Source organism: Actinoplanes sp. NPDC000266 (assembly GCF_042899005.1).
Taxonomy (GTDB): Bacteria; Actinomycetota; Actinomycetes; order Mycobacteriales; family Micromonosporaceae; genus Actinoplanes.
Genome location: NZ_JBIAZI010000001.1, coordinates 683564 through 707164 on the forward strand (window position 1 = coordinate 683564; position 23601 = coordinate 707164).

The 23601-nt window shown below is 70.6% G+C and carries 21 protein-coding genes; 11 read left to right on the top strand and 10 right to left on the bottom strand.

Translation table 11 applies throughout. The annotated features are described in order from the left end of the window. The first annotated feature begins 116 nt into the window (after positions 1-116). A complete protein-coding gene (locus ACFY36_RS02755; RefSeq protein WP_499744151.1) occupies positions 117-1310 on the top strand; it encodes a cytochrome P450 in 1194 nt (397 codons plus the stop codon). On the opposite strand, the gene ACFY36_RS02760 is transcribed toward ACFY36_RS02755, so the two are convergent. Together ACFY36_RS02760 and ACFY36_RS02765 are read right to left on the bottom strand one after the other, a co-directional pair. Further along, positions 1297-2877, bottom strand: a complete 1581-nt coding sequence (locus tag ACFY36_RS02760; RefSeq protein ID WP_499744152.1) for a peptide chain release factor 3 — start codon at positions 2875-2877, stop codon at positions 1297-1299. The genes ACFY36_RS02755 and ACFY36_RS02760 overlap by 14 nt on opposite strands. An 84-nt stretch (positions 2878-2961) precedes the next feature. After that, positions 2962-3339: a hypothetical protein gene (locus ACFY36_RS02765; protein ID WP_499744153.1), complete on the bottom strand. Its 378-nt coding sequence runs from the start codon at positions 3337-3339 to the stop codon at positions 2962-2964. A 71-nt stretch (positions 3340-3410) separates the two neighbouring features. On the opposite strand from ACFY36_RS02765, the gene ACFY36_RS02770 reads away from it, so the two are divergent. From ACFY36_RS02770 to ACFY36_RS02780, 3 genes are read left to right on the top strand one after another with little or no spacing between them, the layout of a single operon-like run. Then, positions 3411-4598: an FAD-dependent monooxygenase gene (locus tag ACFY36_RS02770; protein ID WP_499744154.1), complete on the top strand. Its 1188-nt coding sequence runs from the start codon at positions 3411-3413 to the stop codon at positions 4596-4598. Positions 4599-4601: 3 nt separating this feature from the next. After that, on the top strand, positions 4602-5216 hold the full coding sequence (locus tag ACFY36_RS02775; protein ID WP_499744155.1) for a TetR/AcrR family transcriptional regulator: 615 nt from the start codon (positions 4602-4604) through the stop codon (positions 5214-5216). 53 nt (positions 5217-5269) lie between these two features. Next, the gene (locus ACFY36_RS02780) at positions 5270-7033 is read left to right on the top strand and encodes a flavin-containing monooxygenase (RefSeq protein WP_499744156.1); all 1764 of its coding nucleotides are present in this window, start codon (positions 5270-5272) and stop codon (positions 7031-7033) included. Here ACFY36_RS02780 and ACFY36_RS02785 read toward each other — a convergent pair. Beyond that, on the bottom strand, positions 7024-7536 hold the full coding sequence (locus ACFY36_RS02785) for a CGNR zinc finger domain-containing protein (protein WP_499744157.1): 513 nt from the start codon (positions 7534-7536) through the stop codon (positions 7024-7026). The two genes, ACFY36_RS02780 and ACFY36_RS02785, sit on opposite strands and share 10 nt — an antisense overlap. A gap of 100 nt (positions 7537-7636) precedes the next feature. Here ACFY36_RS02785 and ACFY36_RS02790 point away from each other — a divergent pair, with 100 nt between their 5' ends. Then, the gene (locus ACFY36_RS02790) at positions 7637-8512 is read left to right on the top strand and encodes a pyridoxamine 5'-phosphate oxidase family protein (RefSeq protein ID WP_499744158.1); all 876 of its coding nucleotides are present in this window, start codon (positions 7637-7639) and stop codon (positions 8510-8512) included. On the opposite strand, the gene ACFY36_RS02795 is transcribed toward ACFY36_RS02790, so the two are convergent. Continuing rightward, positions 8490-9302: a MerR family transcriptional regulator gene (locus ACFY36_RS02795; protein WP_499744159.1), complete on the bottom strand. Its 813-nt coding sequence runs from the start codon at positions 9300-9302 to the stop codon at positions 8490-8492. The genes ACFY36_RS02790 and ACFY36_RS02795 overlap by 23 nt on opposite strands. Before the next feature lie 54 nt (positions 9303-9356). Between ACFY36_RS02795 and ACFY36_RS02800 the strand changes: the two genes are divergently transcribed. Beyond that, positions 9357-9677 (top strand): nuclear transport factor 2 family protein, encoded by a 321-nt coding sequence (locus ACFY36_RS02800; RefSeq protein WP_499744160.1) that lies wholly within the window; start codon positions 9357-9359, stop codon positions 9675-9677. Between the two features lie 72 nt (positions 9678-9749). Then, positions 9750-10445, top strand: coding sequence for a DDE-type integrase/transposase/recombinase (locus ACFY36_RS02805; protein ID WP_499744161.1), 696 nt, complete (start codon positions 9750-9752; stop codon positions 10443-10445). Here the strand turns inward: ACFY36_RS02805 and ACFY36_RS02810 are convergent. The 5 genes from ACFY36_RS02810 to ACFY36_RS02830 all read right to left on the bottom strand — a co-directional run bounded on the left by ACFY36_RS02810 (position 10442) and on the right by ACFY36_RS02830 (position 17661). After that, positions 10442-12736, bottom strand: coding sequence for a hypothetical protein (locus ACFY36_RS02810; RefSeq protein WP_499744162.1), 2295 nt, complete (start codon positions 12734-12736; stop codon positions 10442-10444). The genes ACFY36_RS02805 and ACFY36_RS02810 overlap by 4 nt on opposite strands. 136 nt (positions 12737-12872) lie before the next feature. Further along, positions 12873-13709 carry a carbohydrate ABC transporter permease gene (locus ACFY36_RS02815; protein WP_499744163.1) on the bottom strand — a complete coding sequence of 279 codons (837 nt, stop codon included), beginning with the start codon at positions 13707-13709 and terminating at the stop codon, positions 12873-12875. Beyond that, positions 13710-14615 (bottom strand): carbohydrate ABC transporter permease, encoded by a 906-nt coding sequence (locus ACFY36_RS02820; RefSeq protein WP_499744164.1) that lies wholly within the window; start codon positions 14613-14615, stop codon positions 13710-13712. A 1-nt stretch (position 14616) separates the two neighbouring features. Beyond that, complete coding sequence (gene ngcE / locus ACFY36_RS02825) at positions 14617-16020, bottom strand: N-acetylglucosamine/diacetylchitobiose ABC transporter substrate-binding protein (protein WP_499744165.1); 1404 nt, start codon at positions 16018-16020, stop codon at positions 14617-14619. A 9-nt stretch (positions 16021-16029) separates the two neighbouring features. After that, positions 16030-17661 carry a serine hydrolase domain-containing protein gene (locus ACFY36_RS02830; RefSeq protein ID WP_499744166.1) on the bottom strand — a complete coding sequence of 544 codons (1632 nt, stop codon included), beginning with the start codon at positions 17659-17661 and terminating at the stop codon, positions 16030-16032. A gap of 109 nt (positions 17662-17770) precedes the next feature. Here ACFY36_RS02830 and ACFY36_RS02835 point away from each other — a divergent pair, with 109 nt between their 5' ends. Both ACFY36_RS02835 and ACFY36_RS02840 read left to right on the top strand, forming a co-directional pair. After that, a complete protein-coding gene (locus ACFY36_RS02835) occupies positions 17771-19492 on the top strand; it encodes a glycoside hydrolase family 3 protein (protein ID WP_499744167.1) in 1722 nt (573 codons plus the stop codon). Then, a complete protein-coding gene (locus ACFY36_RS02840; protein WP_499744168.1) occupies positions 19489-20745 on the top strand; it encodes an exo-beta-N-acetylmuramidase NamZ family protein in 1257 nt (418 codons plus the stop codon). Before ACFY36_RS02835 ends, ACFY36_RS02840 begins: the two co-directional genes overlap by 4 nt. On the opposite strand, the gene ACFY36_RS02845 is transcribed toward ACFY36_RS02840, so the two are convergent. Next, on the bottom strand, positions 20715-21713 hold the full coding sequence (locus ACFY36_RS02845; protein ID WP_499744169.1) for a BadF/BadG/BcrA/BcrD ATPase family protein: 999 nt from the start codon (positions 21711-21713) through the stop codon (positions 20715-20717). The genes ACFY36_RS02840 and ACFY36_RS02845 overlap by 31 nt on opposite strands. 69 nt (positions 21714-21782) lie before the next feature. Between ACFY36_RS02845 and ACFY36_RS02850 the strand changes: the two genes are divergently transcribed. After that, positions 21783-22679, top strand: coding sequence for a MurR/RpiR family transcriptional regulator (locus ACFY36_RS02850; RefSeq protein ID WP_499744170.1), 897 nt, complete (start codon positions 21783-21785; stop codon positions 22677-22679). Continuing rightward, positions 22676-23581, top strand: a complete 906-nt coding sequence (gene murQ / locus ACFY36_RS02855; protein WP_499744171.1) for an N-acetylmuramic acid 6-phosphate etherase — start codon at positions 22676-22678, stop codon at positions 23579-23581. Before ACFY36_RS02850 ends, murQ begins: the two co-directional genes overlap by 4 nt. The last annotated feature ends 20 nt before the right edge of the window (positions 23582-23601 follow it).

Consider the following 23601-nt stretch of genomic DNA (forward strand, 5'->3'; position numbering starts at 1 on the left):
CAGATCAGCCGTTCCCACGGGGGATGAACAACGGCTGACTGGAGGGCGACGTGCAAACCCGCCTGCGTTTGCTGGGCTGGATGGCCCGTCGATTCGGGAGTAACAAGCCCCGCGCGATGAATCTCGAAGGCACCTTGGCGATGCTGCCCGACAGCTCGCTGTTCCCGCTCTTTCGGGACGGGCTCGATCCCGTGGCCGAGCTGCGGGAGAAACCGCCGGTGAGCCGCCTCCCGCTGCCGCTGGGCATCCGGGCCTGGCTGGTGACCGGCTACGAGCCGGTGCGGGCCGTTCTCGGTGACTCCGGCCGCTTCAGCAACGACTTCGGCCAGTTCGCGGCGAAGGTCGGGCTCACCGCGGGTGAGCAGCCCGGCGGCCTCGGCATGATCGACCCGCCGATGCACACGCGGTTGCGGCGCATGGTCATGCCCGAGTTCACCATGCACCGGCTGGCCCGGCTCCAGCCGCGCATCGAGGCCATCGTGAACGATCGTCTCGACGCCATGGCCGCGGCCGGTGGCCCGGTCGATCTGTTGCAGGAGTTCGCGCTGCCGGTGCCCGCCCTGACCATCTGCGAGCTGCTCGGCGTCCCGTACGAGGACCGGGACCTGGTCCAGAAGTTCAGCGCGGCCCGCTTCGACCTCGGCGACGGGGCGTACGCGCCGCTCGACGCCATCAACGAGTCGCGGGCCTACCTGCGCGACCTGGTCGCCGACCAGCGCCGCCGGCCGGGGGACGGGCTGATCGGGTCGCTGATCGCCGCACACGGCGACGAGTTGAGCGACCAGGAGCTGGCCGGTCTGGCCGACGGCGTGCTCACCGGCGGCCTGGAGACCAGCGCCAGCATGCTCGCGCTGGGCGCCCTGGTCCTGATGACCCAGCCCGAGCTGGCCGCGCCGCTGCGCGCCGGCGAGCCGGCCGATGCCCTGGTCGAGGAGCTGCTGCGCTATCTGACGGTGGTGCAGGTCGGCTTCCCACGGTTCGCCGTCCGTGATCTCGAACTGGACGGCGCGTCGATCAAGGAGGGCGACATCGTCATGTGCTCGCTCGTCGCGGCCGACCGGGACGGCGTGCTCGGCCCCGGCATGGACCGCATCGACGCGGGCCGGGCCACCAGCCGGTCGCATCTGGCGTTCGGGCACGGCCTGCACCGCTGCGTCGGGGCCGAGCTGGCCCGGATGGAGCTGCGCATCGCCTATCCGGCGCTGGTTCGCCGCTTCCCCCGGATGCGCCCGGTGATGGACGCGGCGGCGCGCCGGGCCTCGATCGTCTTCGGCCTCGAAGCGCTCCCGGTGGCTCTCAGTCCAGCTTGAGGTCGGGGTGGCGGCCGGCCACCGTGCGCATGCGCCACTTGTGCGGGAAGACCGCGAGCAGGGCGCCGTCGCGCACGCGGGTCATGACCTCGACGTTCGACTCGGACTTGAGGATCTCCTGGCCGGCCGCGTCGGTGAGCGCGGCCACCTCGTACGGCAGATGGTCGAGTTGGACCTTGACCCCGAACTCGGCCTCCAGGCGGTGGGTGGCCACCTCGAACTGCATGGGACCGACGGCGGCCAGTACGGGGGCCTGGTCGCCGCGCTGCTCGGAGCGGAGCACCTGCACGACGCCCTCGCCGTCGAGTTGCTCGATGCCACGGCGGAAGCGTTTGAAGGCGGAAGTGTCATTGGTCCGTACGACCGCGAAATGCTCCGGCGGGAAAGAAGGCAGCTGCGGATATCGCACCTGCTCGCCCGTGTAGAGCGTGTCGCCGATGCCGAGCGCGGTCGCGTTCACCAGGCCCACCACGTCGCCCGGGAAGGCCTCGTCGATCGTCTCCCGGCCCCGGCCGAAGATCTGCTGGGCGTACTTGGTGGCGAACGGCTTGCCGGTGCCGGCGTGCGTGACCACCATGCCGCGCTCGAAGCGGCCCGAGCAGATCCGCATGAAGGCCACCTGGTCGCGGTGGGCCCGGTTCATGTTGGCCTGCATCTTGAACACGAAGCCGGAGAAGGTGCCGTCGACCGGCTGCTCGCCGCCGTCGGCGGTGGGCCGCGCCGCCGGCGGCGGGGCCAGCTCGACCAGGATGTCGAGCAGCTGCCGTACGCCGAGGTTGGCCACCGCCGCCCCGAACAGCACCGGCGTGCTGGTCGCGGCCAGGAACGTCTTCTGGTCGTGGTCGGCCTCGGTCATCGCGAGCAGCTCGAGCTCCTCGGTGGCGGTGGCCCAGTCGGCGCCGAAGCGCTCGGCCGCCTCCTCCGGGCTCATCTCCTCCTCGATGGCCAGCTCGGCGCCGCCGGGGGAGCGCTCCATCCGGATGAAGACACCGGTGCGGCGGTCGATCACGCCCTGGAAGTGCCCGGCGATGCCGACCGGCCAGGTCAGCGGGGTCGGCTTGAGGCCGATCCGCTGCTCGATCTCGTCCATCAGGGCCAGCGCGTCGTTGCCGGGCCGGTCCCACTTGTTGATGAAGGTCATCACCGGGATGCCGCGCTGGCGGCACACCTCGAACAGCTTGAGCGTCTGCGGCTCCAGGCCCTTGGCCGCGTCGAGCAGCATCACGGCGCTGTCGACCGCGGTCAGCACCCGGTACGTGTCCTCGGAGAAGTCGGCGTGCCCGGGCGTGTCGAGCAGGTTGATCACGACGTCGCGGTAGGAGAACTGGAGCGCGGCCGAGGTGACCGAGATCCCTCGCTGCTGCTCCATCTCCATCCAGTCGGAGACGACGCCCTTACGGTCGCCCTTGCCGTGCACGGCGCCGGCCGACCCGATCACCCGCGCGTGCAGGGCCAGCGCCTCGGTCATGGTCGACTTGCCGGCGTCCGGGTGCGAGATCACCGCGAACGTCCGCCTCCGGCCCGCCTCCACGGCGACTGCCGACGACGCCAGCGCGTTCTGAACCACGTTCGCTCCCTATGACCCGGTGTACAACCTGACGACGTTATCTCGCCGGGCGTCGTTCCGAGCGCAACCCGGGCGTGATCGCGCTCACCAGATGAGAACGCCGTAGTCGTTGCCGCGGGCCCAGTGGGTCACCGCGATGACGTTGACGATGTTCCGCTCGACGTACCACTCGTTCGCCTCGGCGGTCGGCTGGAGCCGCACGCCGGCGGCGACAGCGGGCAGGTTCATCAGCAGAAGGGCGCATTCGCGCAGGAAGGGGCCGGTCTCCTCGTACGGGATGAAGAGGTTGTCGTCGGCGAGGCGGGGAAGGTAGGTCGCGCCCAGCGCACGCACCACCGGAGCGGACCACAGGCTGCGCCGGGTGTCCTCGCCGCCGGCCAGCGTGCTGAGGCCGTCGGGAAGATCCGGGAGGCAGAGGTTGCCGCCGGTGTCCCGGAAGTAGGCGCGCACGTCGAGGCTCATCGACCGGCGAGCTTAGCGAACTGTCCGCCAGGCGGCAGTGACACCGTCGCCGGCCATGAATCATCGGGAGCGTGGCGGTTCCGTTGTCGGTGGGCGTCGTCGGTGGGGGCATCGGCGGGCTGTCGGCCGCGCTGAGTCTGCTCCGGGCCGGGCTGGACGTGCATGTGTACGAGCAGGCGGCCCGGCTGTCCGAGGTGGGAGCGGGCGTGCAGGTCAGCCCGAACGCGTCGCGGGTGCTGCACGGGCTGGGGCTGGCCGGGGCGCTGGCCGCGACCGGCGTGCGGCCGCTGGCCTGGCATCAGCGCCGGTGGGACGACGGGCGGACACTGCTGCGGGCCCCGCTGGCCGAGGCTTGTTTTCCGCACTATCAGATGCACCGGGCCGACCTGCTCGGCGCGCTGGCCGCAGCGCTGCCGGCCGGCCGCGTTCATCTCGGTCGGCGTCTGACCGGCTTCGCCCAGGACGATGACGGCGTCCAGGCCCGGTTCGCCGGTGGCGAGCGGGCCCGCTTCGACGTGCTGGTGGGCGCGGACGGCATCCACTCCGCGGTGCGCCGGCTGCTGTTCGGTCCCGGCGAGGCCCGGTTCACCGGCTGTGTCGCGTACCGGGCCGTCGTGCCGGCCGAGCGACTGCGCCATCTGAACCTCGAGGTGACCGCGCAGATCTGGATGGGCCCGGGCCGGCACTTCGTGCACTACTTCATCAGCGGCCGGCGGTCGGTCAACTTCGTGGCCGTGGTCGAGCAGGACCGCTGGACACGCGAGTCGTGGACCGACCGGGCGGAGAAGGCTGACGTGCGCGAGGCCTTCGCCGGGTGGCATCCGCAGGTCCAGGAGATCATCGGGGCGGCCGGCGCGATGTACGTGTGGGCGTTGTTCGACCGGCCGCCCCGGCCCACCTGGTCGGTAGGGCGGGTGACACTGCTCGGTGACGCCGCCCACGCGATGCTGCCGTTCATGGCGCAGGGCGCCGCGCAGGCCGTCGAGGACGGCGCCGCGCTGGCCGCGTGGCTGCGGTCGGCGCCGGCCGCGGAGGCTCTCTCGGCGTACGAGAAGGCCCGGCTGCCGCGGACCACGCGGCTTCAGGAGATGTCGGCCGGGAACAAGACCCGCTTCCACCTGCCGGACGGTGCGGCTCAGCGGGAGCGGGACGCTCAGATGGCGGCCGGTTCGCGGTCCTGGTCGTTCAACGCCCTCGATTGGCTCTATGAACACGACGCGTCGGTAGGCTCCCCGGGAAAGGCCGTCGACCAGGGATGAGGGATGAGCGGGACCAGAGCGCACCTTCTCACCGTGGCCGAGCGGCTCTTCGCCGAGCACGGGGTCTTCACGATCTCCAACCGGCAGATCAGCGAAGCCGCGGGTCAGGGCAACACCGCCGCCGTCGGCTATCATTTCGGGTCAAAATCGGATTTGGTACGGGCCATCGTGCGCCACCACTCGGTGCCGACCGAGAAGATCCGTGCCGCGCTGCTGACCCGCTTCGACGGCAGCACCGTGCTGCGCGAGCGGGTCGCGTGCCTCGTCCTGCCGTACACCCGGCATCTGGCCTCTCTCGGGACCCCCAGCTGGTACGGCCGGTTCGCCGCCCAGCTGATGACCGAGCCGAAGCTGCGGGAGCTGGCCGCGGCCGAGGTGGGTGAGGCGCCGACGCTGCGCGCGGCCACCGGCGCCCTGCACGCCTGCCTTCCCGGGCTGCCCGACCGGGTGCGCCGGGAGCGCGACGACATGGCGCACACCCTGATCGTCCATTTCTGCGCGCAACGTGAACGTTCCGTGACCCCGGAGTGGCCGTCCGCCGCGAGTGGTCTGATTGATGCGATTCAAGGGCTCTATCGGGCGCCGTACACCTCCCTGGAAGTCAATCAGTTGGTTTAATCTTGGGCCCCGGCTGGTCTCCACTCCGGACGGTCTCCGCGAAAGGGCCCCGCATGTTCCCCTCCTCCCCCCACCGTTACAAGCCCGAGGAGCTGGAGTGGCTGCGCTCCCGCTATCGGCGGGAGCGGGATCGCCGCATCCGCGACGAGGGCAACGCCCAATATCGGCGGGCGTCCGGCGAGATCGCCACCGACCCGTACACCGAGCGGACCGAGCGTTCCCCGCTGACCGACCGGGTCGAGGCCCTGGTCATCGGTGGCGGCTTCGGCGGGCTGCTGGCCGGCGCCCGGCTGCGCCAGGCCGGCGTGCGCGACCTGCGGATGATCGACGAGGCCGGCGACTTCGGCGGCACGTGGTACTGGAACCGCTACCCCGGCGTCCAGTGCGACATCGAGTCCACCGTCTACATGCCGTTGCTGGAGGAGGTCGGCTACGTCCCCAAGTGGCGCTACGCCCCCGGCGACGAGATCCGCGGCCATGCCGTCGCCATCGCCAAGCAGTTCGAGTTGTACGCCGACGCGCTGTTCCACACCAAGGTCACCGAGCTGCGCTGGGACGACGACACGGCCGAGTGGACGGTGACGACCGACCGCGGCGACGTCTTCCGCACGCGCTACGTGGTCATCTCCTCCGGCACCCTCACCCAGCCGAAACTTCCCGGCATCCCGGGTGTCGACGAGTTCGGCGGCCACATCATGCACACCAGCCGCTGGGACGAGTCGTACGACCTGACCGGCAAGCGGGTGGCCGTGGTCGGCACCGGCGCCAGTGGCATCCAGGTCATACCCCAGATCGCCGAGCGGGCTTCCCAGCTGTACGTCTTCCAGCGCACCCCGTCGTCGGTGGACGTCCGCGACAACCGCCCGACCGACCCCGCGTGGGCGGCCGAGCTGAAGCCGGGCTGGCAGCGGGAGCGGATGGAGAACTTCCTGACCCTGGTCACCGGCGGCCACGTGGGGGAGGACCTGATCAACGACGGCTGGACGGCCACCGCGGCCCTGCAACGCCAGATGCTGACCGGCACGGTCGACCCGACGATCTCCGACGAGGACCGCGCGTTCCTGGACGAGCGGGCCGACTTCCGCAAGATGGACGAGATCCGGGCCCGCGTCGCTTCGGTGGTCGAGGATCCGGAGACCGCGGAGAAGCTCAAGCCGTGGTACCGCTACATGTGCAAGCGCCCGACGTTCAGCGACAACTACCTGCCGACGTTCAACCGCCCGAACGTCACCCTGATCGACACGGCCGACTCGGGCGGCATCACGGCGATGACCCCGTCGGCGGTGGTGGCCGGCGAGCAGGAGTACGAGGTCGACTGCGTGGTGCTGGCCACCGGCTTCGAAACAGGCATCTCCGGCGTGCTGTCCGGAACGCTACCGGTGTACGGCCGGGGCGGCCTGCCGCTGCTGGGCCACTGGCGCAACGGCCCCCGCACCCTGCACGGTTTCGCCAGCCACGGCTTCCCCAACCTCTTCCACATGGGCTCGTTGCAGAACGCGGCCGCGGTCAACTTCACCCACGTGTTGCAGGAGCAGGCCACCCACATCGGCGAGCTGGTGGCCGAGGCGTCCCGCCGGGGCGCCCACCGGGTCGAGCCGACGGCCGAGGCCGAGGAGGCGTGGGTGGCCACGATCCGCGAGACGGCCCCGAACAATTTCGACTTCCAGTCGGAGTGCACGCCCGGCTACTACAACGGCGAGGGCAAGCCCCGCCCGGTGAACAATTCGTTCGGCCCGGGCCCGGTCGTCTTCCACGACCTGCTCCGCACCTGGCGAGCCTCCGGCGGCATGGACGAGGTCATGCACCCTCAGGGCTGACCTTTGTGCCGGGCGTACTTGGCCCGGTTGCCGCAGGTCGCCATCGAGCACCACCGCCGGGCGCCGGCTTTCGACACGTCGTAGAACCGGAGCCGGCACTCGGGGTTGGCGCACTTGCGCAGGCGCGCCGGGTGCTCCTCCAACAGCCGGAGGTAGTGCTCGGCGGCCTGCCAGGCCGCTCGCCAGCCGGGCGTGTCCGTCTCGATCACGGTCTCCGGCCCGTCGGCGCCGAGCCGGCGCCGGAAACGACCGTGTCCCAGCGTCTCGTTGAGCAGGTCTCGGCCTCGTACCGGATCCTCCAGCGCTTCCCTGGTGGCCAGCAGCGCGTCGAGCGTCTCGGCCGTCGCGGGCGCGGTCAGCCCGTTCGACGACAGCCAGATGTCCAGCCCGTCCGGGCGCTCCAGCAGATCGTGTGCGCCGTCGTCGTCGGTCCACCGCGTGTTCAGCAGATCGAGCGGCAGGGGCTCGCCGATCAAGGGCCGAGGGTCAGCTTTCATGCTCATCGGCTCCATCGTAACCCTTGAAATGAAGTTCTCCGGTTGACGCTGTCTCTCCTAACCGCTAAATTGGTTTTCACCGGTTGGGCGACCTCAGGGGGACACCGTGACCCGATATCACCGTGGCGAGCTGATCGCGCAGCAGCGGGCCGGCGTGCTGGACGAGGCCGCGCGCCTCACCGGAATGTTCAACACCCAGATCCCCTGGGCGGCCGCCGCCTTCCTGGCCGCCCAGCCGATGATCGTCCTCGGCGCCACCGACTCCCGGGGCGACGTCTGGGCCACGATGCTGACCGGCACCCCCGGCTTCATCAAGGCCACCGGCCTGTCGACGATCGAGATCGCCGCGAGCCCGGCCCCCGGCGACCCGCTGCACGAGACCCTGTCCGCCGAGGCCCCGGTCGGCCTGATCGCCATCGAGCCCGGCACCCGCCGCCGCCTCCGCATGAACGGCACGGCCCACCCGACGGCCGCCGGCCTGAGCGTCGACCTGGCGCAGATCTACGGCAACTGCCCGAAGTACATCCAGAAACGCCAGCCGATGGCAGCGCCGGCGACCGCGAGCGTGTCCCGTACCGGCGTCGCGCTGACGGCCGACGAGAGCGCCTTCATCGGCAGAGCCGACACGTTCTTCGTGGCCACCGCCGACCCGGACGGCAACACCGACGCCTCCCACCGCGGCGGCAACCCCGGCTTCCTGCAGGCGTTGAGCCCCACCCACCTGCGCTGGCCCGACTACACGGGCAACTCGATGTTCAACACGTTCGGCAACCTGGAGCTCAACCCCCGGGCCGGCCTCCTCCTGCCGGACTGGCCCACAGGCACCGTGCTCCATCTCTCGGGCACCGCGGTGGTCGACTGGGACCCCGCCCAGCGCTCCGTCGACTTCACTGTGGAACACGTCATCCGTGTCGACCAGGCTTCGGCGCTGCGCTGGACCGCCCCCGAGCTCTCCCGGTTCAACCCGCCCGTGGCCCGCTGAGGCGGAAGACCGGCCAGCCGATCTCGGTGCGCCACCGGGACGTGACCGGGGTGTCGCGCGGGCCCACCAGATAGGTTTCGTGGACCGGGCCGTCGACGGTCAGGGCGTGATCGACGGCCCAGGCGCCCAGCCGGCCGTACGTGATGTCGATGTCGTCGTGCGAGCCCTCGTGCACGGTCACCGCCAGCTCGGCCGGGGGCAGCTCCAGGAGGTCGCCGGGGAACGGCTCGCGCACCGGCCGGAAGACCGTCATCCGGCCCTTTCCCTTGGTGAAAAGCTCATTGGCGTAGCGGCCGCCGGGTGGGCCGGTGCGCACCCCGGGCGGATACGCCGCGTCGAGCTTGCGCATCGCCTCGTCGTACCAGGGAAGCACCCGATGCGACTCGACCAGGCCTTCGACGGCGGCGACCGTGCGGGGCGGCTCGGAGCGGAGCGTGACCTCCAGGTCGCCGGCGTCCGGGGTGAGCAGGCGGCGCAGCGAGACGACGGCCCGGCGGGTCCGGTCCAGCTCCTCCTCCAGGCGGCGCAAGTGGGCCTGCACCAGGCCGGCCCGCTCCTGCGGGTCGTCGGTGGCCAGGATCGACCGCACTTCGGCCAGGGGCACGTCGAGCTCGCGCAGCCGGTGGATGACCTGCGCGGCCGGGATCTGCTCGGGCGCGTAGTAGCGGTAGCCGCTGGACGGGTCGACCGTCCGCGGCTCGAGCAGGCCGGCCTCGTGGTAGCGCCGCAACGTGCGCACGCTGAGGTGGGTCAGCGTGGCGAACTCGCCGATGGTGAGACCTTGACGCACCTCACCACCTTGCCACGTTGACTCTCTCCCGGCGGGAGGGTCGAGCCTGGGTTCATGAGCGAGACACTTCCCGAAGTCATCACCGGCTACCTGACCGCACACGAGGCCCGCGACACGACCGCCGCGGCGAGCGCCTTCGCCCCGGACGCGGTGGTCGTCGACGACGGCCACACCTACCGCGGCGCCGACGAGATCCGGTCGTTTCTCAGCAAGGCCGGCAGCCAGTACACGTACACCACCGAGATGAAGGGCGCCACGGTCGTCTACGACGTGCTCCAGCACCTGGAGGGCGACTTCCCCGGCGGCGTGGCCGACCTGCACTACCTGTTCGAGCTGCGGGACGGCGCGATCACCCACCTGGAGATCCGGCCCTAGTTGTTCTGTCCACGGAGGACCTCCGGGTGAGGTGGAGCTTGTCGAAGGTTCCGCACCACCCAGGAGGTCCTCGTGCCCCACGCCAATGCCCCGTTGACCGAACTCGGCCGATTGCGGCTGGCGCGTTGTGTCGTGGATGACGGCTGGCCGCTGCGCCGGGCCGCGGAACGGTTCCAGGTTGCCGTGACGACCGCGAAACGGTGGGCCGACCGCTACGCCGCGCCGGCGCCGCCCGGCTGGCGCACCCAAGGCAGAGCTCAGGGCAAACTCAACCTCACCGCCACACCCGGACATGCCACCGACAAGTTCGGCGGCGCCCGGCTCGGTTACGCCTATCTGCACACCGCCCTCGACGACCACTCGAGGCTGGCCCACACCGAAATCCTGACCGACGAGACCAAGGAAACCGCCACCGGCTTCTGGCGACGCGCGCATGCCTGGTTCAACGCCCAGGGCATCACGATCTCCCGGGTGCTGACGGACAACGGCTCCTGCTACAAATCCAGGCTCTGGTCCGACACCTGCACCCAGCTCGGCGTCACGGTGAAAAAGACCCGCCCCTACCGGCCACAAACCAACGGCAAGGTTGAACGCTTTCACCGCACCCTCGCCGACGAATGGGCCTACGCCAAGCCCTACACCAGCGAAAACGCCCGACGCAAAGCCCTACCCGCCTTCCTGCACACCCGCAATCACCATCGCCACCACACCGCGATCGGCGGACCACCCGCCAGCCGCGTGCCCAACCTCTCAGGGCAGAACACCTAGTGGCAGACGATGGCCGGGTCGTCGTCGCCGTAGTAGAAGGCCGGCCAGGCGCAGTCCTCGGTGTCGATCCGCGTCATCCGCAGGCGGTCCTGCCACTCCAAGGTCAGTTCGATGTCGCGGTACGGCAACTCGCCGTCCGGGTCGCGAGGATTCGTGGCGTAGATCTTGACCGTGTCGTCGGTCGTGCCGAGAGTGGCCCCGTCCAGGTCGAAGACGGGATGGCTTCGGCCGTCCACGACGTCGAGCAGCTGAGGGTCGCGGCGGTCCGAGGCGCCGTCGAAGAGGTAGAGCAACGCGGCGGACGTCGACTCGTAGCACTTCGCGCCGACGAAGACGTCGTCCTGGCCGTCGTCGTTGACGTCCTCCACGCGCGGCGGGAAGTCCTCGGCCAGGGCCACCTCGGAGGTGTCCTTGTCGGCGTTGCAGTCGGTGAGATGGCGCCGGACGACGGCGAGCCAGTCGATCGTCTCCGGCGCGTCGCCGACGATCGACGGGTCGGCCGAGGTGCCGTCGGACGGCACGAACGCGGAGATTCCGTCCGGCGCGGCGTCCGGCGGGTCAGGCCAGGTGCCGTCCGAGGGCACGTAGCCAGGGACTCCGTCCGGCGCGGCGTCCAGCCGGAACGAGAGATCCTCCGGTTTCGGCTCGCGGTCGAAAATCAGGGTCGCGGCCATCGACCGGGTGCGGCCCGCGACGATCGGGCTCGAGCTGTACTGGCCGCCTCCGCCGGTGGAACCGTCGCGGATCGTCACCCAGACCGGATCGCCCGGGTTGGCCGAGCCGCTCGAATCGGCCTTGAGCAGTAGCGCCTCGCGAGATTTGACGCGTAAGTAGTAGGGGCCCTGGTCGTCCTCGCGGTCCAAGGTGATCCGAACGGGCAGCAGCCAGGGTCCGCCCCTCTTGGCGGGCCACACCGGTTCGATGGTCGCGGTCGTGGCCCCGCCCGCGTCCTCCTCCGGGGTGGCCAGGCGCCGGGCCGGGACGAAGAAGAAGGAACCGTCGCCGCCGTGCCGCCGGTCGGGCAGCTTCTGCCAGTAGGCGTCACCGGTGGCGTAGTCGGCCTTGCCGATGGACACCCCATGCTTGAGCTCGTCGGCGGCCTCGGACGTGACGTCCCAGTACATCACCGGCGGTTTTTCCGGATCGAGCTTGGGCTCGTCGCCGTACTGGCACCAATCGACCGGGTAGGTCGGCTCGTGGGTCGTCCAGCCGACACAGGCGGTCTGCCGGGAGCCGTCCGGGATCTGCGGCCGGCCGTCCGAGAAAGCGCCGTCGACGCATCCACCACAGGCGACTTGGCTCGCCGCGAGGCGCGCGGCCGGCTTGCCCGCCTTGGTGAACCACTCGTGCGTCTCGACGTCCCGGGGCAGGCGGACCAGGGACGACAGGGGATCGGCGAACCAGGCCCAGTGGACGTGCACGCACTCGGAGCACCCGGCGCTGACCGGCGACGGCAACCCGACCCAGTGCCGGCTGGTCTGGTGGTAGTTCTCCCAGCCCTCGCCACCGACCTCGCCGCCGTCGATGACCTTCTTCGCTCCGGCGAGCTGGAGATGACCACTGCCGCCGCTGAGGGCCGTCACCTTCAGTTTGAGGTCGATATACGACGACCGTACGTCAAGCTCATCCTTGATCAGTTCCGCCCCGCCGGCGCTGTCCTGGCCGACGCCGTCGTCCGGGTTCCAGGCGAAGCGCTGCACCACCGACACCGACCGGATCTTCTTGCTGTCGGCCGGTGACACCGCCCAGCGGGTGGTTGGCCAGAAGCGTTTGCAGCGGGACTTCAGGGTGGGCTCACACCGGTCGTCCAGCTCGTTGGAGAACCGGTACTGCTGCTCGAAGAGCACGGTGACGTCCCGGACCGTCACCGCGTAGGAGGCGGTGACGGCGTCGTCACCCTCGACGGGCGCGCAGTCGACGGCCCCGCGCAGCCGGCTGGTGACGGCGGAGTCCGGCTGGGTCACGGGAGTGGGAGTCAGAAATCCGTTGTGGATCACGCCGTCGGCGGTGCGGACCCGGACGTACGCCACCCCGGCCGCGTCCGCCATCAGCCGCGGCCCCAGCCGGACGCCGGTCAGCACCAGCCCCGACGACCGGCTCACGATCGCCCGGTACGTCCAGTGGTCGGTCGCCGGTTCGCTGGCCGGTCCCATGGTCCGATCGCAGACCTGGTCCCCGGCGCGCGCTTCCTCCCCGAGCTGGAAAGCCACCGAGGCTCGATCGGCGCTGTCGTCCCCGGCCACGGTGAGCCCGGCCGCCAGCACGGGCAGCAGGGCGAGCAGGCGAAACATGAGTTCCCTTCCGGCGGCCGGCACCGGATCCGCGCAGGTCAAGCATCGCGAGAGCGGAAGCGGAAACACAGCGGAAGGACGGCCGGTGGCCGGAGTCGTTCGACCGACCCGCTGAGGGTGACCAGCGCCCGCGGCCTCAGCGGAGCTGGCCCGCGGCCAGGCCGCTCTGGACCTGGCGGTGGAACAGGAGGTAGCCGGCTATGACCGGGAGCATGGCTATGGTCATGCCGGCGAACAAGCCGCTGAAGTCGCCCCGGTAGCCCTCGTTCACGGCCAGCGCGGTCAGGCCCTGGGCCAGCACCCACTTCCTCTCGGCGCCCTCGCCCTGCATGAGGACGATGGGCAGGACGTACTGGTTCCACTGGAACAGGAAGTTGAAGATGCCGACGCTGACCAGGCCGGGGCGGGCCATCGGCAGCATGACGCGGAAGAACAGGCCGAAGTGGCCGCAACCGTCGACCATGGCGGCCTCGGCCACCGTGGTCGGCAGGGTCCGGAAGAAGGCGGTCAGGAAGAAGACCGTGAAGGGCAGCGAGTACGCCGCGTACACCAGCGTCAGGCCGGGCAAGGTGCCGAGCATTCCCAGATTTCGTACGACGAAGAACAGCGGCACCAGCGCCAGGAAGACCGGGAACATCATGCCGCCGACGAAGGCGAAGTAGACGATCCGGCGCCCGCGGAACTGGTAGCGGGCCAGCACGTACGCCGCCATGGCCCCGAACAGCATGGTCAGGGTGAGGGCGCCGGTGACCACGATCGCGCTGTTCAGGAAGTAGCGGCCGATGTGGGCCTCGTTCCAGGCCCGCGCCCAGTTCTCCCAGCGCAGCCGCGACGGCAGGCTCCACGGGTCGGTGAGGATCTCCTCGTCGCTCTTGAACGAGCTCACCACCGCCCACAGCAGCGGCAGGGTGGTGAGCAGGGCCCAGCCCGCCAGAAACAAATGTGAAAAAAGGGGTGTGGCGGGTCGGGCCATCTACAACTCCACCCGCTCACGCCGGGTCACCCGCAGGAACATGGCCGCCACGGTGAGGGTCAGGAAGAACATCGCGACCCCGATGGCCGACGCGTAGCCGAACTGGCCGTCGGCGAAGGCGGTCTTGTAGAGGCGCAGCCCCACCACGTCCGACGATGACGACGGGCCGCCGTCGGTGATGATCTGGACGATGGCGAAACCGTCGATGGCGATGATGGCCAGATAGACCCAGGCGACCTGGATGGTGTCCCACACCAGCGGCACGGTCAGCCGCACCAGCGTGGTGAGCCGGCCCGCGCCGTCCAGCAGCGCCGCCTCGTACAGGTCGCGGGGGATGGACTGCATGGCCGCGCTGAACAGGACGACGTAGAAACCGACGTTCATCCAGATCATCACGGCCATCACGCACCAGAACGAGAAGCGCGGATCGCCGAGCCAGGCCACGGCCAGCCCGTCCAGGCCGACCGCGCGGAGGAGACCGTTCACCATTCCGGTGTGCGGGGCGTACATCTCCTTCCACAGCACGCCCACGATCGCCACCGACAGCACCTGCGGAAAGAAATAGACGATGCGATAGAAGCCGGCCCCTCGTACGCCGTGCACGCCCACCCGGCCGGCCCGGCCGCCCACGCTGATCATCGAGGCGAAGAAGAGGCCGAGCAGGATCGTGATGACCGGCAGCAGGACGAGCAGCAGACCGTTGTGCCGCAACGCGTTCCAGAAATACCCGTCGCTGAGCAGCCGCTCGAAATTTTCGAGGCCCACGAAGTCGTACGTGGGGGACAGGCCACTCCAGTTCGTGCCCGCGATCTGGAACGCCTGCGCGTACGGGGACACGACGAAAATCCCGTACAGCAGAAGGGGTGGAATCAGGAAGACGGCGATGAACAGGCGCTTGCCGGGCACCTCAGGACCGCTTGTATTTCTTGATCGCGGGGTCCTGGGCGAACTCGTCGGCCGACTTCTGGATTTTGTCGCACCACTGCGCGGCGGTGATCCGCTTGGCGTACAGCTCGGCGCTGGCCGCGTCGACCCGTTCCCGTTCGAGTTTGCGGTAATACGACGAGTAGAGCCACGTGAAGGCCGTTCCCTTGGACGCGTCGATCAGCTTGGTCACCGACGTGAGGCCGGGGCCGAGCTCGATTCCGGCGCTGGAGCCCTGAACGGCGGTGAGGCTGCTGACCTTGCGGGTGAAATCGGAGGCGCCCTTCTGCGACAGCATGACGCGCAGATAGTCGAGGCCGCCGCGGACGTTCTTGCCCTTGGCCGGCACGACGAACGGCTCGCTGCCGGTGCCGCGGAACGCCTCGTACGGCATTTTGTCGCCCGTGGTGAGCGAAGGCGTCGGCGCCACCGCCATCCGGAAATCGGGCGGGGTGACGGCTTTCTGCTCGTTCTCCAGCCACGATCCGCAGGAGACGAAGGCGGCCTTGCCCCGGCACCATTCGGTCTGCGACTGGACGTGGTCCATGCCCTCGGCGCCCGGCTGCAGGAAACCGTCGACGGCCAATTGGTAGTACGCCTCGGCCGCCGCCCTGACCGCCTCGTGCTTCCAGGCGTTCGGCTCGAGGTTGTCGATGGCCTTGATGACCTCGATGCCGCCCATCTTCCCGGCCGCCGCGATGATCGGCCAGCTCATGTAGCGCGAATGCTTGCCCGGATAGGTCCAGGGCGCGATGCCGGCCGCCTTGATCTGCTTGCACAGGGCGATCATGTCGTCCCAGGTCTTCGGATACGCCCAGCCCTTGGCGTCGAAGAGCTTCTGCGAATACCAGATGCCGTACGCCGAATAGGCGTAATTCAGGGACAGGAACTTCCCGTCGTACGAGCCGACGTCGACGATGCCCGGAAGCAGGGTGTCCCGCACCTTCTTGTTCGGGTCGTCGAGGCTGGGCGCGTCCAGCAACTCACCCAGATCGGCCAGGGCACCCTGTGACACCAGCCCGTTGAAGTCGATCTGGCTGCCGCCCGAGTTGTTCACCACGTCGGGCGGATCGCCGGCCACGAACCGGGGTTGCAGCGTCTCGGCGATCTGCTGGGTGGCCGAGTGCTTGATCTCCGCCTTGGGGTGGAGCTCCTTGTACATGGCCTCGTGCGCCTTGGCGTACTCCTCGCCGAAGCCGCCGTTGAAGATGACCACCTCGAGTGGCGCGTCGTCCTTCACCCCGAGCGGGTTGTTCGCGCTCACCGAACCCTTGGCGTCGTCCTCGGAGTCGTCGCCGCCGCCCATCGCGCATCCGCCCAGCGCGCCGGCGGCGGTGACGCCCGCCGTGCCCCGGAGAAGCCCGCGCCGGCTGATCGTGTGTTCCATGCTCGGCTCCTATGCGTTCGGTGACGGGTTCCAGCCGTCGGCGATCAGGTGGGTCCGGCGGTCGACGAGGATCGCTCCCGGCGAAGCCACCCGGAGCCTGTCGAGAAGGACGCCGCGGCCCTGCGAGTCGGCGTCGGTGCGATAGGTGAAGCGCAATTGCGTCGTGCCGGCCGGAACGGCGGCGGTGACCGGCCACCATCGGCGGCCGCCGAAGCCGGTGAAGGTCATGTCGTTCAAGGGCGTCCAAACCACGCCGTCCGCCGACGATTCGACCGTCAGAGTGTCGGAGAGCGGCTCCGTGTCGTACCACAAATGGAATGAAGCTCGCGCCCGCTCGCCCGCCGCTTGCCGCAGGGGCGCGGTCAACGTCATGACGGCGTTGTCTCTGGTCTCGGTCCGCCAATCCGCCTTGAGGGGATGAGAGGCGGCGAAGGCGCGGGCGAGAGCGCGCCGGGCCACATTGTTGCTTCCCCAGGCGCGGTCCGGGTGGACGCGATTGCTGAGCAGAATGAGGAACGACTGGTCGAGCGGGTCGATGACCACCGACGTGCCGGTGAACCCGGTGTGCCCGAAGGTGACCGGCGAGGTCATCCCGTCCATGTACCAGTACTTGGAGAGCTCGAAGCCGAGGCCGCGCGAGCTTTCCGGATTCTGCTCCAGCAGGTCGGCGTTGTAGTTGACCAGGGCCCGCCGGGCCATTTGCTCGGAGAGGATCCGCTTGCCCTTGTACGCGCCGCCGTTGAGCAGCGTCTGGCACAGAATGGCGAGATCGTCCACGGTCGAGAAGACTCCGGCGTGACCGGCTACGCCACCCAGCGACCAGGCGTTCTCGTCATGGACCTCACCCCACACCAGACCACGATCGACGTACGGCTGATATTCGGTGGCCGCGATACGGGGTTTGCGGCCGGCGCCCGGGTTGTATCCCGTGTCGCGCATGCGCAGCGGGCCGGTGACTCCCTCCCGTACGGCCCGGTCGAGGGTTTTGCCGGTGACCCGTTGCACCAGAACGCCGAGCGCGATGAGCCCGATGTCGGAGTAGACGTATTTCCGGCCGGGCGTGATCGGCGTGGCCAGCGCGGCCGCGAATCGCTCCTCGGGAGTCTTGTAGAGCGAATAGAACGGCAGGAAAGCCGGCAGCCCGGACGTATGCGTGAGCAGTTGCCGGACCGTCACGGCCTCTTTGCCGCCGGCCGCGAACTCCGGGACGTAGCTCGCGACCGGCGCGTCCAGGCCCACTTTTCCGCGCTCGACCTGCTGGAGGACGACGATCGTGGTGAACAGCTTGGAGATCGAGGCGAGATCCCACAGCGTGTCGGTGCGGGCCGGCACACGCTGCTCCGGGGGAAGCTCGGCGGGGCCCGCGGTGTAGCGGACCGCGTCACCGACCGCGAAGCGTGACACCACGACGCCGTGGTGGGCGGCCAGCACGGTGGCGCCCGCGTACGTGGGGTGATCGGGGTGGTCGGCCGTGGGTCGCAAATATGACTCGGCGATGCCGGGCAGGGCGGCGATCGGGCCGGCCAGCAGGCCGGCCTGGCGGGCCGTTCCGGGGCGCAGCACGTCGTGCCGGAAGTGGATGTCGGCCGGTGTGACCAGGCACGCCACCAGGCACAGGGGTGCGACGAGAGCAGTGATCATCAACGCTCCTCAATACGTCGATTCGTCGAGGATGGATGTTTCCTTCGTGACTTGCAAGAGGGGCGAAGGTTATTGCCATCGCACCGTGACCCGGCTACCTTCCGACAACATGCGAACGCGTACGGTCGCTTTTCTCGCTGTTGCCGCCCTCGGGGTGCCGGCCGCCGGAGTGCCGGCGGCCTCGCCGGTCGAGGCCGCGCTGGCCCGCATGACGCTGCCGGAGAAGGTCGGGCAGCTCTTCACGACGTACGTCTACGGCGGCGACGCCGCAACATCGTCAAGCGAAAACCAGCGGTTGTACGGCGTGAGCACGCCGGCCGAGGTCGTCGCCAAGTACCACCTCGGCGGGGTCATCTACTTCGCCTGGACGAACAGCCTGCAGAACCCGCGGCAGATCGCCACGCTCAGCAACGGGCTCCAGGCGGCCGCCACCGGCGTGCCGCTGTCCATCTCGACCGACCAGGAACACGGCGTGGTCACCCGGATGCCGGCGCCGGCCACCCAGTTCCCGGGCGGCATGGCGCTCGGGGCCGGGCGCAACCCGGCCGACGCCTATCGCACCGGGCAGGTCACGGGGGCCGAGCTGCGCGCGGTGGGCATCACGCAGGCCTGGGCCCCGGACGCCGACGTCAACGTCAACCCGGCCAACCCGGTGATCGGGGTGCGCTCGTTCAGCAGCGATCCGCGGCTGGCCGCCACGCTCACCGCGAGTCAGGTGCTGGGACTGCAGACGGGGGCGAACACGTCGGCCGCGGCCAAGCACTTCCCGGGCCACGGCGACACGGCCACCGACAGCCACACCGGCCTGCCGGTGATCAGCCACACCCGCGCCGAGTGGGACCGGATCGACGCGCCGCCGTTCAAGGCGGCGGTCGCGGCCGGCGCCGACGCGATCATGAGCGCGCACATCGTGGTGCCGGCGCTCGATGAGTCCGGCGATCCGGCCACCCTGTCCAAGCCGATCATCACCGGGCTGCTGCGGGGCGAGCTGGGCTATCGCGGGGTGGTCGTGACCGACTCGCTGGAGATGGCCGGGGTCCGGCAGAAGTACGGCGACGAGCGGGTGCCGGTGCTGGCGCTGAAGGCCGGCGTGGACATGCTGCTGATGCCGCCGAACATGCAGGTGGCGTACGACGCGGTGCTGGCCGCGGTGGCGTCGGGGGAGCTGACCGAGGCCCGGATCGACGAATCCGTGCGCCGGATCCTCAAGCTCAAGCAGAAGCGCGGCCTGCTGTCACCGTGGAAGCCGGTCGACCCGTCCTCCGCCGAGCGCGCCGTCGGATCGGCGGCGCATCTCCGGGTCGCGCAGTCGGTCACCGACCGCACGATCACCGCGGTCCGCAACGACGACGGCCTGCTGCCCCTCGCCGGCGGCAGGTCGGTGCTGGTGACGGGGTGGAACTCCAGCGCCACCAACAACATCGGGGTCCTCGCCGGCGCGCTCGGCGGCACCCCGCTGGTCACCGGCGTCCCGAACGACGCGAAGATCGCCGAGGCGGTCGCGGCGGCCGGGACGCACGATCTGACGGTGGTGCTCACCAGCCGGGCCTGGGACACCACGACGGCCGATCCCGGTGGGCGGCAGCAGGCGCTGGTCCGGGCCCTGGTGGCGACGGGCAAGCCGGTCGTTCTGGTCGCGGTCCGCGATCCGTACGACGTGGCCGCCCTGCCCGAGGTCCGCACGTCCCTGGCGACGTACAGCTATTCCGTCGTTTCCATGGAGTCCCTGGCCAAGGTGCTGCTCGGCAAGGTGCCGCCGCGCGGCAAACTGCCGGTCGAGATCCCGGGCGCCTATCCGTTCGGGCACGGCCTGACCTGGAGCGTGCGATGAGACGCCGGTCGGTGTTGACCGCGGCCGGGGTCGCGGCGGTGTCTATTCCGACCGCCGCCGCCGCTTCCCCCGCCGCCGCCGCGCGGGTGCGGACCGGCATGGACCGGCTCGCCGCGACGGGCTGGGAGACGCTCCGCGGTCAGCGGGTCGGTGTGGTCTCCAACCCGACGGCGGTGGACCGTTCCTTCCGCCACCTGGTCGACCGGATGCACGAGGACGGCGTCACCATCGGGGGTGTCTTCGGGCCCGAGCACGGCTTCCGCGGCTCGGCCCAGGCCGGTGGCAGCGAGGGCACGGGCGTGGACGCGCGTACCGGGCTGACCGTCTACGACGCCTATCTGGCCTCGCTCGACAAGTGGATCTCGATGGTCACCGCCTCGGCGGTGCGGACCGTCGTCTTCGACATCCAGGACGTCGGGGTCAGGTTCTACACCTACATCTACACGCTGTACGACTCGATGGCCGCGGCCGCCCGGCTCGGCCTCCGCTACGTGGTGCTGGACCGGCCCAACCCGATCGGCGGGCGCGCCTACGGCCCGATGATGACCGACGGCTACACCTCCGGCGTGGGCCGCCTGAAGATCGTCCAGCAGCACGGCATGACGGTCGGGGAGCTGGCCCGCTTCTACAACGGCGAGTTCCTGTCCGGCGCGGTCGACCTCGAGGTGATCGCGTGCAAGGGCTGGCACGGCCGCCGGCACGCCGCCGACACCGACGTGCCGTGGGTGCTGCCCAGCCCGAACATGCCCACCCCGGACACGGCCGAGGTCTATCCGGGAACGGGGATGTTCGAGGGCGTGTCGTCCCTGTCCGAGGGGCGGGGCACCACCCGGCCGTTCGAGCTGATCGGCGGGCCCGGCTTCGACTACCACTGGGGTGACCGGGTGGCCGCACAGGGACTGCCAGGAGTCGAGTTCCGGGAGGCCTACTTCACCCCGACGTTCAACAAGTTCACCGGCGTCCTGTGCGCGGGCGTGGAGGTGAAGGTGACGGACCGGTCCAGGTACGACCCGATCCGCACCGCGGTGGCCATGCTGGTCGAGGCCCGGAAGGAGACGGCCTTCACCTGGCGCCTGGACAGCACGCGTCACTGGATCGATCTGCTGACCGGTTCCCCGCGCCTGCGCACCATGATCGACGCCGGAGCGACCACCGCGGAGGTGACCGGCGCCTGGGCGGGGGAGCTGGCCGCCTTCGAGAGGCAGCGCCGTCCGTACCTGCTCTACCCACGATTCTCCGGTGGCGGCTCGTGACGGCTGCCGGTCAGTCGGCGGTGCACCACCGGCGGCACGGGGATGCCGGTGAGGCGGCCGACGGCCAGGGCCGCGGCCCCGCCGGCGCCGTCGAGCGCCGGGCGGGGCCGCGGAACACCACGGTCCCTCAGGCCGTCGCGCACAGCGCGGCCCACCGGGCCGGGCCCGAGCAGCACGGACCCGGCCAGCACCACGGCAGCGCCGGGTGGCGGCCCGACGCTGTCGTAGGTGTGCAGCAACCGCCGTGCCGCCTCCGCACAGATCCGCCCGGCCACGGCGTCCCCGGCCTCAGCCGCCGCGCCGGCCGCCGGCGCCAGCCCACCAAGCGCCGCCGGCGCGACCGCGAACGCCGCGGCCAACAGCGCCTGCGCCAGCCCTTCAGTCTCAGCGCCGTCCGTTCGCAGGCCGAAGTGGATCCGGGCGGCTTCCACCAGCCGCGTCCATTCGCCACGGCCGTCCAGGGCGGCCAGAGCCGCGCGCAGGGCCTGTATGCCGATCCAGACCGCGGAGCCCTCGTCGCCCAGGAGCCATCCGTAGCCGTCGCAGCGGCGATGCAGGGCGCCGTCGGTGAAGCGGGCGGCCAGGGCCCCGGTGCCGGCGAGCAGGAGCACGCCTTCCGCAGCGGTGGTCCCCGCCGCGTACGCCACCTCGAGGTCTGTCACCGTGACCACCTCGCCGGTCAGACCGGCGGCGCGCCAGGCCTGGATCGCGGCGGCCCGGAACGCCTCCCGGCCCGCGCCGGCCGACCCCGCCCCGCCCAGCACGCCGAGGCGTACCTCCGCTCGGTCGACTTCGGCCGACGCCTCGGTGAGCGCTGCCGCCAAGGTCGCGCTCACCGAAGCCCCGCTGCTGTTGCGGTTCGCGCCGCCGGACGTGCCCCGGCCCAGCACCACGCCGTCGAGAGTCGCTATCACGCACCTCGTCGTCGTGGCGCCCGCGTCGACGCCGGCGACCATCGTTGCGCTCATGGTCCGGTGACCGTACCTTGCCCGTGGAGAGAATTGACGATCGATGGCTACCAAAGGAAACTTTTCTTCATGACGGGCCGGAAGCAGGCACCAGGAGCGGAAACGATCGTCCGGGCGCGCGGGCTGCTGCCGTCGCTGTCGCCGGCCGAGCAGCGGGTGGCCCGGGTGGTCATCGACGAGGCGGCCACCGCAGCCGGGCTCACCATCACCGACCTGGCCGAGCGGGCCGGCTCCAGCGAGACCACGGTGATCCGGTTCTGCCGGGCCATGGGCTTCGCCGGCTATTCGCAGCTGCGGCTGACGCTGGCCGCCGAGGCCGGGCGCACGGTCACCGACGAGGAGCCGGTCGGCAGCGACATCAGCGAGAGCGACGACCTGGCCCAGGTGGTCAAGAAGATCGCCTTCGCCGACGCCCGGGCGGTCGAGGAGACCGCCTCCCAGATCGACATCGCCGTGCTGGAGCAGGTCGTCGACCTGGTCGCCGGCGCCCGGCGGGTGGACATCTACGGCGTCGGGGCCAGCGCCTTCGTGGCCACCGACTTCCAGCAGAAGCTGTACCGGATCGGCCGGATCGCGTACGCCTGGAGTGACACCCACCTGGCCCTGACCAGCGCCGCCCTGCTCGACGAGCGGGACGTGGCGTTCGGCATCTCGCACACCGGCACGACCACCGACACCATCGACGCCTTCACCGAGGCCGGCCGGCGCGGCGCCCACACGGTCGCCCTGACGAACTTCCCCAAGGCGCCCATCACCCGGGTCGCCGACCTGGTGCTGACCACCGCCGCCCGCGAGACCACGTTCCGCTCGGGCGCCATGGCCAGCCGACTGGCCCAGCTCACCGTCATCGACTGCGTGTTCGTCGGGGTCGCCCAGCGGACGTACGCCGAGACCCGCACCGCGCTCGACGCCACGTACGCGGCGGTGCGCGGCCGGCGGACCGGCGCCGAGCGGAGCCGCGGGTGAGGCCCGTGGACGAGGTGCCGCTGTCGCGCACCGAGCAGCGCAACCCGCACAGCGCCGCCATCGACCGGATGTCCACCCTCGACCTGCTGGCCCTGATCAACGACGAGGACCGGCGGGTGCCGGCCGCCGTGGCCGAGGTGCTGCCCGAGCTGGCGGCCGCGGTCGAGCTGGCCGTGACCGCGCTCGCCGCCGGGAAACGCGTGCACTACGTCGGCGCCGGCACGTCCGGGCGGATGGCCGTGCTCGACGCGGCCGAGCTGATACCGACCTTCGGGCTGGAGCCGGGCCGGGTCGTGGCGCACATCGCGGGCGGGGCGCACGCGCTCACCCGACCGGCCGAGGGCGCCGAGGACGACGAGATCGCCGGGGCGGCGGTGGCCGGCGAGATCGTCCGGGGAGACCTGGTCGTCGGGGTCACGGCCAGCGGCCGTACGCCCTATGTCCGCGCCGCCCTGGCCGCGGCGCGCGCCTGCGGGGCGCACACCGTGCTCGTGTCGGCCAACCCGGCGTCGCCGATCGCCTCCGGCGTGGACGTGCACGTGGCGCCCGACACCGGCCCCGAGGTGCTGACCGGCTCGACCCGGATGAAGGCCGGCACCGCGCAGAAGCTGGTGCTGAACGCCTTCTCGACGGCGACCATGGTGCGGCTCGGCCGCACGTACTCCAACCTGATGACCGACATGCTGGCCAGCAACGCCAAGCTGCGCGACCGGCAGCTGCGCATCCTGGCCGAGGCGACCGGCGCCGACGTCGAGGCCTGCCGGCGGGCGCTGCGCGACGCCGGCGGCGACGCCAAGGTGGCCGTGGTGACGCTGATCGCCGGGGCCACGGCCGACGCGGCGGCCCACGCCCTGACCGAGACGGGCGGCCACATTCACCTGGCGGTGCGCCGGCTCCATTGACCGATCGGTGCGCGTCGATC